The 13133-nt window shown below is 71.8% G+C and carries 12 protein-coding genes; 3 read left to right on the forward strand and 9 right to left on the reverse strand.

All coding sequences use genetic code 11. From position 1 onward, the window contains the following. Window positions 1–4: 4 nt before the first annotated feature. Complete coding sequence (gene glmS / locus ACH54P_RS25780; protein WP_489905955.1) at window positions 5–1867, reverse strand: glutamine--fructose-6-phosphate transaminase (isomerizing); 1863 nt, start codon at window positions 1865–1867, stop codon at window positions 5–7. Between the two features lie 275 nt (window positions 1868–2142). On the opposite strand from glmS, the gene ACH54P_RS25785 reads away from it, so the two are divergent. Then, window positions 2143–2967: a dienelactone hydrolase family protein gene (locus tag ACH54P_RS25785; RefSeq protein WP_489905956.1), complete on the forward strand. Its 825-nt coding sequence runs from the start codon at window positions 2143–2145 to the stop codon at window positions 2965–2967. A gap of 176 nt (window positions 2968–3143) precedes the next feature. Here the strand turns inward: ACH54P_RS25785 and ACH54P_RS25790 are convergent, their stop codons facing one another. From ACH54P_RS25790 to ACH54P_RS25810, 5 genes are all read right to left on the reverse strand, one after another. Then, entirely contained in the window at window positions 3144–3626 is a 483-nt protein-coding gene (locus ACH54P_RS25790) for a hypothetical protein (RefSeq protein ID WP_489905957.1), read from the reverse strand. Window positions 3627–3645: 19 nt separating this feature from the next. Then, window positions 3646–6207 (reverse strand): WXG100 family type VII secretion target, encoded by a 2562-nt coding sequence (locus ACH54P_RS25795; RefSeq protein ID WP_489905958.1) that lies wholly within the window; start codon window positions 6205–6207, stop codon window positions 3646–3648. After that, window positions 6207–6488: a hypothetical protein gene (locus ACH54P_RS25800; RefSeq protein ID WP_489905959.1), complete on the reverse strand. Its 282-nt coding sequence runs from the start codon at window positions 6486–6488 to the stop codon at window positions 6207–6209. Before ACH54P_RS25800 ends, ACH54P_RS25795 begins: the two co-directional genes overlap by 1 nt. A 188-nt stretch (window positions 6489–6676) precedes the next feature. Continuing rightward, entirely contained in the window at window positions 6677–6937 is a 261-nt protein-coding gene (locus tag ACH54P_RS25805; RefSeq protein WP_489905960.1) for an acyl carrier protein, read from the reverse strand. Further along, the gene (locus tag ACH54P_RS25810) at window positions 6930–8528 is read right to left on the reverse strand and encodes a fatty acyl-AMP ligase (protein ID WP_489905961.1); all 1599 of its coding nucleotides are present in this window, start codon (window positions 8526–8528) and stop codon (window positions 6930–6932) included. The genes ACH54P_RS25805 and ACH54P_RS25810 overlap by 8 nt, the downstream gene beginning before the upstream one ends. A gap of 30 nt (window positions 8529–8558) precedes the next feature. Between ACH54P_RS25810 and ACH54P_RS25815 the strand changes: the two genes are divergently transcribed. Next, window positions 8559–9446 (forward strand): cytochrome P450 family protein, encoded by an 888-nt coding sequence (locus tag ACH54P_RS25815; protein WP_489905962.1) that lies wholly within the window; start codon window positions 8559–8561, stop codon window positions 9444–9446. Here the strand turns inward: ACH54P_RS25815 and glmM are convergent. From glmM to rplM, 3 genes are all read right to left on the reverse strand, one after another. Next, window positions 9432–10766, reverse strand: a complete 1335-nt coding sequence (gene glmM / locus ACH54P_RS25820) for a phosphoglucosamine mutase (RefSeq protein WP_489905963.1) — start codon at window positions 10764–10766, stop codon at window positions 9432–9434. The two genes, ACH54P_RS25815 and glmM, sit on opposite strands and share 15 nt — an antisense overlap. Window positions 10767–10951: 185 nt before the next feature. Next, complete coding sequence (rpsI, locus tag ACH54P_RS25825; protein WP_489916637.1) at window positions 10952–11434, reverse strand: 30S ribosomal protein S9; 483 nt, start codon at window positions 11432–11434, stop codon at window positions 10952–10954. 62 nt (window positions 11435–11496) lie between these two features. Further along, window positions 11497–11949 (reverse strand): 50S ribosomal protein L13, encoded by a 453-nt coding sequence (gene rplM / locus ACH54P_RS25830; protein WP_489905964.1) that lies wholly within the window; start codon window positions 11947–11949, stop codon window positions 11497–11499. A 275-nt stretch (window positions 11950–12224) separates the two neighbouring features. Here rplM and ACH54P_RS25835 point away from each other — a divergent pair, with 275 nt between their 5' ends. Next, entirely contained in the window at window positions 12225–13118 is an 894-nt protein-coding gene (locus ACH54P_RS25835; protein ID WP_489905965.1) for a hypothetical protein, read from the forward strand. Window positions 13119–13133: the final 15 nt, after the last annotated feature.

The raw sequence follows: 13133 nt of genomic DNA on the forward strand, positions 1-13133 counted from the left end.
CCCGCTACTCGACAGTCACGGACTTCGCCAGGTTACGCGGCTTGTCGACGTCGTACCCGCGGGTGCGGGCGATCTCCGCGGCCAGCACCTGCAGCGGCACCGTGGACACCAGCGGCTGCAGCAGCGTCGGCACCGCCGGGACCTCGATGAGCTCGTCGGCGAACGGCCGGACCGTCTCGTCGCCCTCTTCGGCGATCACGATCGTGCGGGCGCCGCGCGCCTGGATCTCGCTGATGTTCGACACCAGCTTCGAGTGCAGCACCGCGCGGCCCTTGGGCGAGGGCATCACGACGACGACCGGCAGGCCCTCTTCGATCAGCGCGATCGGGCCGTGCTTGAGCTCGCCGGCCGCGAAGCCCTCGGCGTGCATGTACGCCAGTTCCTTGAGCTTCAGCGCGCCTTCGAGCGCGACCGGGAAGCCGACGTGGCGGCCGAGGAAGAGCACGGCTTTCGAGTCCGCGATCCGGCGGCCGAGATCGCGCACCTGCTCCACAGTGGACAGTACCTTCTGGACGGCCGCGGGCATGGCCTCGAGCTCGGCGAACTCGCGCGCGACCTCGTCCGGGTACTTCGTGCCGCGGGCCTGCGCCAGCGCCAGGCCGACCAGGTAGTTGGCCGCGATCTGGGCGAGGAACGCCTTGGTCGACGCGACGCCGATCTCGGGGCCGGCGTGGGTGTAGAGGACGGCGTCGGACTCGCGCGGGATCTGCGCGCCGTTGGTGTTGCAGACGGCCAGGACGCGGGCCTTCTGCTCACGGGCGTGCCGGACGGCTTCGAGCGTGTCCGCCGTCTCGCCGGACTGGGACACGGCGACGACGAGCGTGTCGCGGTCGAGGACCGGGTCGCGGTAGCGGAACTCGGACGCCAGCTCGACCTCGACCGGCAGGCGCGTCCAGTGTTCGATGGCGTACTTGGCGACCAGACCGGAGTGGTAGGCCGACCCGCAGGCGACGACGAAGACCTTGTCGACGTCGCGGAGGTCCTGGTCGGAGATGCGCTGCTCGTCGAGGATGATCCGGCCGGACTCGAAGTGCCCGCGCAGCGTGTTGGCCAGCGCCTCGGGCTGCTCCTCGATCTCCTTGAGCATGAAGTACTCGTGGCCGCCCTTTTCGGCGGCGGAGAGGTCCCAGTCGACGGTGAACGGCTTCGCCTGGGCGGCGTCGCCGTGGAAGTCGGTGACCTCGTAGCCCTCGCGGGTGATGACGACGAGCTGGTCCTGCCCGAGCTCGACGGCCTCGCGGGTGTGCTCGATGAACGCGGCGACGTCGGAGGCGACGAAGTGCTCCCCCTCGCCGACCCCGACGACCAGCGGCGACGACCGGCGCGCGGCCACGATGGTGTCCGGGTGGTCGGCGTGCGTCACGACCAGGGTGAACGCGCCTTCGAGGCGGCGGCAGACGGCGGCGACGCTGGCGGTGAAGTCGCCCTTGGTGTCGCCTTCGGTGTACGCGCGGGAGATGAGGTGCGCGGCGGTCTCGCTGTCGGTGTCGCTGGCCATCTCGACGCCGTCGGCCTCGAGCTCGGCGCGGAGGGCGGCGAAGTTCTCGATGATGCCGTTGTGCACGACGGCGACGCGCTGGGAGGTGTCCCGGTGCGGGTGCGAGTTGCGGTCGATCGGTGCGCCGTGGGTGGCCCAGCGGGTGTGCCCCATGCCGGCGGTGCCGGTGAAGGCGTCCCGGCCGACCTCGTCGAGCCGGCTTTCCAGGTTGGCGAGCCGGCCGGCCTTGCGCTCGACGGTCAGCGCGCCGTCACCGTCGAGGACCGCGACACCGGCTGAGTCGTACCCGCGGTACTCCATGCGCCGGAGCCCGCCGAGAACGACGTCCAGAGCCGGGCGGTGCCCGACGTATCCCACGATTCCACACACGCGCACCAGCCTAACGAGGGACATTCAGCGGGTTGACGGGGTCCGGAAACGATCGTTGACCTGCAGTTACCTGACCCCAGGTGGTTCGGACCAATACCGGAAACCGGACAGTGGCCTCGCCGTCCGGCCGTGCGCCCCGACGTGGCGCTGGTGGCGTCCGACGCACCGAACGCCACATTGGGTGCGCTCGACGCACCGAACGCCACGTTGGGGCGCGTGGGCTCGTCGGGGCGGCGGGCGAGCCGGGGCAGGGTGCGGGCAGTAGGGTTCCGGCCATGGCCAGCAAGCCCAAGCAGCTGCTCGCGGAGTTGACGCACCCGGGTCCGCACGAGGTCCTGCGGGGCAATCTCGCCCTGGTCGGGCTGCCCGGCGTGGTGTTCACGCCGCGCGCCGGCCTCGGCCTGCCGGCCGTCGCCTTCGGGCACGGCTGGCTGCAGCCGCCCGAGCGGTACCGGCAGCTGCTGCACCACCTCGCCAGCTGGGGCATCGTCGCCGCGGCGCCGTCGACGCAGCGGGGGCCGCTGCCGTCGCACCGGCTGCTCGCCGCCGACCTGATGACCACGCTCGACGTCGTCACGACGGTCCGGCTCGGCCCCGACGGCATCAGCGTCGACCCGGCCAAGCTCGGCCTCGCCGGCCACTCGACCGGCGGCGGTTCCGCCGTCCTGGCCGCGGCGCAGGACGCGCGGACCGAGAAGCCCCGGATCAAGGCGGTCGCGACGATCACCGCCGCCCAGACCCTCCCGCCGGCGACCGAGTCGGCGAAGGCCATCACCGTCCCGGGGCTGCACCTGGCCGCCGAGGAGGACCTGGTCGCCCCGGCGGTCGGGCACGCGGAGGCGATCACGAACGCCTGGGGCGGCGATGACGTCCAGCTGCGGACCCTCGGCAAGGCGACCCACCTGGGCGTCACCGAGGGCAGGCACTGGTCCCAGCTGCTCCTGCACGGCAAGCCCCACCGCGGCACGCAGCAGCTGACGCGCGCGCTGTTCACGGCGTTCTTCCTGACGCACCTGACCGGGACGGACAAGTACCGCCCCCTTCTCGACGCGGACGTCAAGCGCGCCCCCATCGAGCGCGAGGAAGAACCCGCCCACTGAGGGCGGAAGGTCCGGCCGAGGCCGGGCCCGCCCGCCCGATCGGGCCGGCTCGGGCGGAAGCCGGGCCAGCCCGCTGGATCGAGGCCGGCTCGCGCGGGCAGATGTCCCCTCCCCGGCGCGCGAACCGCGTTCGCCCGCGAAAAAGGCCCGGCCGAAGCCGGGCCCCTTCCCTCTGCTCAGACCAGCCAGCTCGTGCTGGAGAAGTCGTCCTCGTCCTCCACCGGGCGCGCGTGCCGTCCGCGGCGCGGGGGCTCGGGGGCCGGGGCCGTCGGCTCGGGCACCGGCACCGGCACCGGTTCCGGGCGCGGCGGTGCCACCGCCGCCGGGGCCGGGGTTCCGTAGCTCGGCGTCGGGTAGTTCGTGTAGCCCGTGTCCGCTTCCTCGTCCTCGGCCCCGAACTGCATCAGGGACTCGCGGCCCTTGTCGGCGAGGGTCTTCTCCGTGGCCCAGCCGCCCGCGCTCTGCTTGCGCTTGTTGAGCTCGTCCATGTGCTCGGCGTACTTCTGCGCGGCACCCATCTCCCGCTGCAGACCCGCGCGCGCCTGCTCCTGGGCCTCCGCGACCCGGCGTTCGCGCAGGCCCCGCTGCTCGTCCTGCTCCCGCGCCGCGGCGTCCATCGTCGAGATCGCCGCGCGGTACCGGTCTTCGGCGCTGCTCATCGCCCCTCCTCAGCCCTCGTCACCGGTCGTACCGGATCGAACGGTCACCCTCGTCGTCCAGCGAGCCGCTGATCCGGCCCTTCGCGCCGCTCGTTTCGAAGACATTGCCTTCGACGCGGTACTGGCTGGGGCCACGCTGCTGGTCGCCCCCGCCGCCGCCACCCGGCGCGCCGCCCATGCCGCCCATCATGCCCATGCCGCCGCCCATGCCGCTCATGGCCGACGAGCCGCCCGCGGCGCCCTGGTGCCCGCCGGGGTCGACCGGGGTCGCGCCGAGCCCGCCGCCGTCGGCCGTCGGGAGCGACGCGTCGCTGCCCGTCTGCGCGCCCGGGTCCAGCGAGACGGCGCCGGCGAAGTCCGCCGACCCGCCGCCGGTGACGGCGGAGCCGAAGTCGCTCGCCCCGGCCGTCGTCGTCGCGTCCCCGCCGCCACCACCGGCGACGCCGGCGTCGCCACCGCCGAGGCCCGCGTCGGCCGTCGCCATCGCGGGTTCCGCCGTGACGCCACCGCCGGCGCCGCCGCCGAAGTCACCGCCGAGGTCGAGCCCGCCCGGCGAGCTGAAGCCGCCGCCGCCCGCCGACGCCGTCTCGGGAGCCGTGAAGCCCGGGTCGGGGTTGGCCGGCGCCGGGTCCTTCAGCACGGCCGACTCGGCGTCCGCGTCGTGCTGGATCGCCGAGCCGTTGGAACCGGCGGTCCCGTCCGCGGCCGAACCCGTCGTGGCGTCCGCCTTGAGGTCGCCCGCCTTGGGGTCGTCCTTCTCGTCCAGCGTGTAGGTGGTCGGCTCGCCCTTGCCGTCGTCGACGGTCACGATCGTCGGGCCGTCCGGCCCCTCCGGCCGCTCGGCCGTGATCTTGAGGTTGCCGTCCTGGATGTGGATCTTGCCGTCCGGACCCGGCTTGTAGCTGCCGTCGGCCGAGGGCTGCCCGTCCTTGACCGCCTGCTGGCTGCCCTGCGGGCCGAAGCTGCCGTCGGCCTTGGCGCCGTCCTTGCCGTCCGCGCCCTTGCCGGCCTCGGCCTTGTCGTCGTCACCCCAGTCGAGGTGGTAGTCCTTCTTGTGGCCCTGGCCGTCGTCCACGGAGATGTCCTGCTTGCCCGCCTGGTCGGGCTCGGACATCGTGATCGTGTTGTCGCCCTTCTTGACCGACACCGTGTCCGTGTCGTCCATGTCCTTGATGGCTTCGCCGGTCTTCGGGTCGATCGGGTACGGCTCGCCGGTCGCCGGGTCGACCTCGAGGGGCTTGCCGGTGATCGGGTTCTTGCCTTCTTCCGGCTTCGCCGGGTCCTCGGTCTTGGGCGGCTCGGTTGCCGAAGGCGTCGTGGTGCCGCCGCCGGTGCTGCCCCCGCCACCGGTCGTGCCACCGCCGCCGTTGCCGGTCTTGTCGCCGCCGCCGGTGTTGCCGGGCTTGTCGCCGCCCTTGTCGTTGCCGCCCTTGTCGCCGCCGCCGTCGTTCTTGGCCTCGGTCAGCTGGTTGCGGTAGCCGTCCATGTACCGCGCCAGCGCGCCGAACTGCTGGTCGATCGTGTCCTTGGCGGCCTTGCAGGAACCGTCGAACGCGGCGATCAGGCTCCGGTACTCGGTCGAGAAGGCACCGTCGCGCCAGTAGCGGCAGACGCTCCGGCCGTAGTCGATGTTCTCCTGGTTGAAGCAGCCGTCGTCGTTCTGCAGGCGCTCGGCGAGGTTCGAGTTGTTGCCGTGCTTGGCGTTCACGGCGTCGATCCAGCCGGCGACCTTCATGAAGTCGTCGAATTCCTCGGTCTCGTTGTTGGCGACCTTGAGGACGTCCTTGGCCATCGAGATGTCGGCCTCGGCGATCACCGGGCGGTGCAGCTGCAGGACCTCGTCGACCTTCTTCTTGACGGCGTCGAAGACGTGCGTCACGGTCTGCGGGATCAGCTTCGCCGCCCCGTCGATCTGCTGCGACAGCTCCTTGGCGTGCGGCTTGATCGTCTCGTCGTACTTGATCTCCGCCGCGTTGGCGCCCTTGCCCTTCCACTCCCCGAAGAGCGTCTGGAGCTCGGTGTCGCTCTTGGTGAGGGCGTCCTCGACGACCTTGTGCGCCTTGCCGAGGTCGTCGGCGTCGGCGAGGAACTTCTGGTACTGGATCCCGCGGTTCTCGTGGAACTTGTCCTTGAGCTCCTTCTGGGAATCCTTCTTCTGGCCGAACTTGTTCCAGACCTCGTCGGTCCACTTCGCGAGCATGTCGACCGCGACGTTGCCCTGGTCGAGCTGTTCGTCGGAACTCTTCGCGCCGGCCCCCAGCGTCGGCGTGCCGATGCCGTCGAGGTTCTTCTTCGCCTGGTCCCGATCGGCGGTGTCGCGGTCGTGTTCCTGCTTCTTGGCCGCCGCTTCCTGCTGCGCCTGCTTCAGCGCTTCGTCGACGTCGGACGACGAACCCGGCAGCCAGTCGTCGTTGAAGCTGACGCTGTCGGTGTAGTTCTCGATGTATTTGGCGGCGTACGCCTCTTCTTCTTCGTTGAAGTTGACCGTGTCCTCGCTGTACTCCTCCATCAGCTTGGACTTGGTTTCCATCGAGACGTTCGGGTCGTCGAGGACCTTCTTGATGTCAGCCCATTCGGCCATCAGCGGTTACCCCCGGCCTGGTTCGCCTGCGCACCGGCGTTCGTTTCCTGCGCGCTGTACTTCGAGCCTGCGGTCCCGATTCCGCTGCCGAGATTCACGAGGGCGTTCGACAGCCCGGTCATGCCCGCGCCGATTTCGTCGATCCCGGACTTGTACTTGCCGAAGCTCTCCTGGTGCACGCGACCGAAGTCACCGGCGACGATTTCGGTCGGCGCGACCTTCTTCGCTTCGGCTGCCGGGTCGTCGGCGGCGTCCGCGAGGCGGATCTGCGCCCGCGTCATCGCCTCGGAACTCGTTGCATAACCGTCTGGCATTGGTCGCTGCCCCCTTCGATCCCACAGTCCCCGGCTTCGGGTTTCGGGACTGTGACGCGCCCGGACACCGTTCGGTGCCGTCGCAGATGCACACAGAGTCTAGCGTTCGGCCGAGCGGCGGACCTGGGCTTCCGTGAAGTGCACCCGCCCGGGACTCACCCGGTGGCGCGCTGCGCGGCGACCGCTTCGGAAATGACCTCGGCGACGCCGCGGACGTCCACCAGCCGGTCGAGCTCGTCCAGGTCGACCGAGACGCCGTAGGTGACTTCGGCCCGCGAAAGGAGCTGGATCCGCTGCCGGGACGTCATGCCGATGTCGTCGAACGTCGTCGTGTCGGTGAGCTGCTCGGGCGGGATGTCCAGCGCGAAGCAGACGATCTCCCTGATCTCGTCGACGTAGGCGTCCGGGTCAGTCATGGCGCCCATTCTCGTCCCACCACCGGTCGCGGGCCGCGGCGCGGGACACCTTGCCGCTGGAGGTCCGCGGCACCTCACCCGGCCGGACCAGCCACAGGCCGCGCAGCGGCAGGTCGTGGCCCGCCGAGACGGCCCGCCGGACGGCCGCCCCGACCGCCGCGTCGTCCGGGGTCGCGCAGCCGGCGACGACCGCGACACCCTCGCCGCGGCCGTCCGCCACGGCGAACGCGGCGACGCGGCCGGCCCGCACGGCCGGGTGCGCGGCCTCGACGGTGGCTTCGATGTCCTGCGGGTAGTGGTTGCGGCCGTCGACGATGATCAGGTCCTTGAGCCGGCCGGCGACGTAGAGCAGGCCGTCGTGGACGAAGCCGAGGTCGCCGGAGGACAGCCAGCCGTCGACCGCCAAGGGGCCGTCCTGCCCCCAGTAGCGGTCGGCGACGTTCGGACCGGACACCTGGATCTCGCCGACCTGCCCGTCGGGCCGGAGTTCGCCGGTCTCTTTGTCGACAATGCGGATCCGCTGCCCGTACGGCCGGCCCACGGACACCAGCGGCTCGCCGCCGAACGTCGTCACGGTGGCGCCCTCGTCGCCGGCGCTCGTGACGAAGACCGTCGCCTCGGCCAGCCCGTAGCACGGCTTGACCGCCGCGCGCGGCAGCCCGAACGGCGCGAAGGCCCGCTCGAACGCCGCGATCGTGGCCGCGCGGACCGGCTCGCTGCCGTTCAGCACCGAGTTGACGTGCGAGAGGTCGGCGTCTTCCAGCTCCCCCGCCGCCTCGGCGGCCAGGTCGAAGGCGAAGTTCGGGGCGGCGGTGACCGCGCCCGGGTGGTCGGCGAGCAGCCGGATCCAGCGGAGCGGGTCGCGCACGAACTCCATCGGCGTGAAGAACACCGAGCGCGAGCCGAGGAAGACGGGCGTGCCGATGAGCAGGACCAGCCCCATGTCGTGGAAGAACGGGACCCAGCCGGTCAGGGGCGTCGACGGGCCGGCGTGGTAGCACCGGGTGGTCTGCCAGCAGCTGGCCACCAGCGCGCGGTGCGAGATGACGGCCGCGGCCGGGCTCCGCGTGGAACCCGACGTGTACTGCAGGTAGGCCGGATCGGTCATCGCCACCTCGGCGGGCGGCTCGGCGTCGTCGGGCTCGATGTCCTGGATGTCCTCGATGGCGAGCACGACGTCCGGCCGGGACGCCAGGGTCGCGGTGCTCCCCAGGAGGTTCTTCGAGGTCAGGCACACCGCCGGCGTGGCGTCGGCGAAGGCGGATTCGAGCCGGGCGCGGTTCGTGCGGCCGGTCGGGACGGACAGCGGCACCGCGACGAGCCCGGCGTAGAGCGTGCCGAGGAAGGCGACGACGTAGCCGAGGTCCTGCCGGGCGACGATCGCCACCCGGTCACCCGGCCGGGTGCGGCCCCGCAGTGCGCGGGCGACGCCCCGGACGCGCGCGAGCAGCTGGGGCCAGGTCAGGGTGTCGTCGGCCGATGCCGGGAAGGTGCGGCACGTGAACGCGGGACGGTCTTCGGCGGCGTTGCGGAGCAGGTAGTCCGTGAACGGCGTGGTGAGAACCTCATCCGGGACGTCTGCGGGCGGCACGGCCCCATCCTGCCCTACGGTGTGGATCCCATGGACGAGTTCGAGCGGCACGGGATCGCCGTGGTCTCCGGCCGTGACGCGGCCGCACGGGCGCTCCGGTCGCCGGACCTGACGTCCGATCCCGGCACCGGCTCGCCGAGCGTCCTGCTGCGCGACGGCGAGGACCACACCCGGCTTCGCGGGGTGCTGCGGGAGATCATCGCCGGGCTGGAGCCGTTGCCGGACTCCCTGCGCGCGTCGATCGAAGCCGTCGTGGCCGGGCTGGGCGGGTCGTTCGACCTCGTGCGCGACTTCGCGCGGCCGGTGGCGGGCGCGGTGACGTCGGCGGTGCTCGGCGTCCCGCTCGACGACGTCTTCTTCGACCACCTCGAGGCGACGACGGCGAACCTCGACGTCTTCGGCGGCACCGACCGCGCGGGGCAGGCGTCGGCGTTCCGGCTGGCGGTGCAGCTCAGCCGGGCACCGGCCGGGCCGGGTGGCCTGACGGCGCTGCGGGCCGCCCACGCGGCCGGCCGGCTCGACGACGACGAGCTGATGTTCAACCCGGTGGTGCTGGCCCACGCGGCGTACGAGAACTCGCTCAACTTCCTGGCCTGCGCGGGCCTGGAACTGGCGGCCGCCTCGGCGACACCCAGTGCGCGCGAGCTGGTGACGGCGATCGGCCCGGCCCGGTTCGTGCTGCGCTTCGGCCCGGACGGCCCGGTGGCGATCTCCCTGACCGACGGCCTGCCGTTCGGCCTGGGCCGGCACGCGTGCCCGGGTTCGGGCGTGGCACTGGCCGAGGGCGAGCTCGCGCTCGGGGCGTTGTCGAAGGTCCTCGCCGGCGGGTGCCGGGTCGGCGAGGTGCGGTGGAAGAACCACCCGGTGTTCCACGGCCTGGCGAAGGCCGCGGTCACCCTCGCGTCAGGAAACCGCTGAGACGACGCCCGCCAGGCGGTCCGCCGCGGCCTGGGCGGTGGCCTGGGCCGGGGCCTCGACCATCACGCGGACCAGCTGCTCGGTGCCGGACGGGCGCAGCAGCACCCGGCCTTCCTCGCCCAGCTCGGCCTCGACCTGGTCGACGGCGTCGCGGACCTCGGTCGAACCGGCGACCGCCGCCTTGTCGGCGACCGGGACGTTGACCAGCACCTGCGGCAGCCGGTTCATCACGGCGGCCAGGTCGGCGAGCGACTTGCCCGTCTCGGCCATGCGGCTCATCAGGCGCAGCGCGGTGAGCAGGCCGTCGCCCGTGGTGGCGTGCGCCGGCAGCACGACGTGGCCGGACTGCTCGCCGCCGAGGGCGAAGCCGCTGGAGCGGAGCTCCTCGAGGACGTACCGGTCACCCACCGCGGTGGTGACGACCGTGATGCCGTGGGCGCGCATGGCCAGGTGCAGGCCGAGGTTGCTCATCACGGTCGCGACGAGCGTGTCCTTCGCCAGTTCGCCGGACTCGGCGAGCGCGAGCGCGAGCACGGCCATGATCTGGTCGCCGTCCACCAGCTCGCCGGCGGAGTCGACGGCCACGCAGCGGTCGGCGTCGCCGTCGTGCGCGATGCCGAGGTCGGCGCCGTGCGCGACGACGGCCTCACGCAGCTTCTCGGGGTGGTTCGAGCCGCAGTGCTCGTTGATGTTGACGCCGTCCGGGTCGGCGTAGAGCGCGACGACCTCGGCACCGGCCCGGCGGTAGATCTCGGGCGCGGCGGCGGACGAAGCGCCGTTCGCGCAGTCGACGACGACCTTGAGCCCGGCGAGCGGGTGCGGGGTGGCGCCGAGGAGGTGGGTGGCGTAGCGGTCGAGCGCGTCTTCGACGTCGGTGACGCGGCCCACGCCGGCACCGGTCGGGCGGACCGCGTCGGCGGCGAGGCCGGCTTCGATCTCGTCCTCGATGCCGTCGGGGAGCTTGTGCCCGCCCGCGGCGAAGAGCTTGATGCCGTTGTCGGGCATCGGGTTGTGGGACGCGGAGATCATCACGCCGAGGTCGGCCTCGAGCGAGCCGACGAGGTAGGCGACGGCCGGCGTGGGGAGGACGCCGACGCGGCGCACGTCGGCCCCGGCGGACGTGAGGCCCGCCACGACGGCGGCCTCGAGCATCTCACCGCTGGCGCGCGGGTCGCGGCCGACGACGGCGACCGGCCGGTGCGAGCGGTCGTGCGCGGCGAGCACGCGGGCGGCGCTGGCCGCCAGCGCCATCGCGAGCTCCGGCGTCAGCTCGGCGTTGGCCAGGCCACGAACCCCGTCGGTACCGAACAGGCGTGCCATCAGTCGACCTCCTCTGCGGTCACACCAGTGCGACCACCACGACAACCTAGCGACCCGTACGGGCCGCCTTCCCCCACCCCTGGGATGTCGCTCCGAGCTCCGGAAACGACACACCACCCGAAAACGCCGGAGCGCCCATCCGATGGACGGATGGGCGCTCCGGTGGGTTGCGCCTCGGGGCGCGATCAGCGCTTGCTGTACTGCGGGGCCTTGCGGGCCTTCTTGAGGCCGTACTTCTTCCGCTCCGTGGCGCGCGCGTCACGGGTCAGGAAGCCGGCCTTCTTGAGGGCCGGGCGGTTGTCGGCGTCGACCTCGATGAGCGCACGGGCGATCGCCAGGCGCAGCGCGCCCGCCTGACCCGAGACGCCGCCACCGTGGAGGTTGGCGAAGATGTCGAACGAGTCCGGCTTCTCGACCAGGACCAGCGGGTCCTTGATGAGCTGCTGGTGCACCTTGTTCGGGAAGTACTCCTCGAGGGTGCGGCCGTTGAGCTTGAACTCACCGGTGCCCGGCACGACGCGGACGCGGACGACGGCTTCCTTGCGGCGGCCGACGGTCTGCGCGTTGCCACCGGCGGCACGCGACGGACGCGGCGCGGCAGCGGTCTCGCTGGTCGCGACGGGGGTCTCGCTGGTGGCGACGGCGCCGGTCTCGGCCGCCGGAGCCACCTCGGTGACCTCGGTGACCTCGGGGGTCTCGGTCTCGGGGCTGGTCACAGACTGTTCCTCACTCACTGCGCGACCTGCGCGATCTTGGTGATATCGCGCGCCTGCGGCTGCTGCGCGGCGTGCGGGTGCTGCGGGCCGGCATACACCTTCAGCTTCTTCGCCTGAGCGCGGCCGAGCTTGTTCTTCGGCAGCATGCCCTTGACGACCTTCTCGACAAGGTGCTCGGGCTTGGTGTCGAGCAGCTCGCCGAACGAGCGCTTCCGCAGACCGCCCGGGTAACCGCTGTGCCGGTACGCGAACTTCTGCTCGCGCTTGTTTCCGGTGAGCGCGACCTTCTCGGCGTTGACGATGATGACGAAGTCACCGGTGTCCACGTGCGGGGCGTAGGTCGGCTTGTGCTTGCCGCGCAGCAGCGTGGCGACCTCGGTCGCCAGCCTTCCGAGCACGACATCCTCGGCGTCGATCACGTGCCAGGCACGAGTGACGTCGCCGGGCTTGGGGCTGTACGTGGGCAAGGGTCTACCTCGTCGTCAACATTGCGTGTGGGTTCTGTGCGGGCCTAGCGCTTACGCGCCGCAGCGCACAACGACATATGAAGATACCCCCACGGTCACCGCACCCGCGCATCGGGGGTGGTGGAAGCGCCCATTCCAGGCTCCGTGCGGCCCGGGCGCAGCGTGCACTGTACCCGGTTTTCCCGCCGAAGTGCCTGCACGCGTCGCCCCGACACGCGAGGATGAGACGATCCGGGCGGGCCGGAACACGGGGCACTGTCGAGCATGGGGACGCGATGAGGAAACGACCGACGGCGATCTTCGTGCTGGCCGCCGTCCTGGCCCTGGTCAGCGCGTGCGGCCAGGCGAAGGCGGGCACCGCGCTGCCGAAGGGCGACGACGCGGCGGACTACGTCGGCGCCAAGTTCGAGCAGGTGATCGGCAAGCTCGGCAACGCCATCACCGACACCCGCGACGTCACCAACTCGCTCGACGCCTACTTCAAGTTCGACGACAAGTGGATCCACAGCGTCGTCACGTCGGCCCGCACCGGCAGCCCGGAGAGCCGCGCCGTGCGGCACCGCTCGCTGAAGAACCCCGACGAGATCATCGACACGTACACGCCCGCGGACGGCGCGGTGGAGTACACCTACCTCGGCCCGGTCTACGTGCAGAAGGGCGTCTCCCCGACGGCCTGGGTCTCGATGCCGAAGCTGGAGGCGGGCCTGGTCCAGCCGTGCGTCTGGGGCGGCGTGCTGACCCCGTGCCGGATGGCGGACTCGACCGTCGACGCCTACCAGGCCGACAAGCGCGCCGTCCGCGGGGCGAAGAGCCTCGGCGACGGCAAGACCGCGCTGACGGTGAACGTGCCGTTCGAGGTCTTCGTCAAGAACCGGGTCGAGATCCTGCCGCAGAGCCTGGTCGACCAGATCGGGCCGGAGCTGAAGAAGGCCGCGGTCCCGACCACGATCACGCTGAACCCGGACGGCAGCCTGGTCTCGTTCGTGATGGAGGCCAAGTTCACCGGCGACGGCCACCAGCTCGAGCTCAAGTACGACTTCCGGTTCACCGGCAAGGCGAGCCTGCAGGACATGCCGAAGCTGCCCGACGCGTCCCAGATCACCGTCCTGGCCGACGACACAGCCAAGAAGGACTTCTACCGCCGCCTCGGCGAAGCGCAGGGCAGCTGAGGCGTGGCCACGACC

Source organism: Amycolatopsis sp. N2S4-7 (assembly GCF_058119595.1).

Excerpts from the sequence above, each read along its gene's own strand:
- ACH54P_RS25805 (WP_489905960.1), bottom strand. The coding sequence starts at position 6,937 with ATGACTGACCCGGACGCCTACGTCGACGAGATCAGGGAGATCGTCTGC.
- glmM (WP_489905963.1), bottom strand. The coding sequence starts at position 10,766 with ATGGCACGCCTGTTCGGTACCGACGGGGTTCGTGGCCTGGCCAACGCC.
- ACH54P_RS25790 (WP_489905957.1), bottom strand. The coding sequence starts at position 3,626 with ATGAGCAGCGCCGAAGACCGGTACCGCGCGGCGATCTCGACGATGGAC.
- ACH54P_RS25815 (WP_489905962.1), top strand. The coding sequence starts at position 8,559 with ATGGACGAGTTCGAGCGGCACGGGATCGCCGTGGTCTCCGGCCGTGAC.
- ACH54P_RS25800 (WP_489905959.1), bottom strand. The coding sequence starts at position 6,488 with ATGACGCGGGCGCAGATCCGCCTCGCGGACGCCGCCGACGACCCGGCA.
- ACH54P_RS25835 (WP_489905965.1), top strand. The coding sequence starts at position 12,225 with ATGAGGAAACGACCGACGGCGATCTTCGTGCTGGCCGCCGTCCTGGCC.
- ACH54P_RS25795 (WP_489905958.1), bottom strand. The coding sequence starts at position 6,207 with ATGGCCGAATGGGCTGACATCAAGAAGGTCCTCGACGACCCGAACGTC.
- ACH54P_RS25785 (WP_489905956.1), top strand. The coding sequence starts at position 2,143 with ATGGCCAGCAAGCCCAAGCAGCTGCTCGCGGAGTTGACGCACCCGGGT.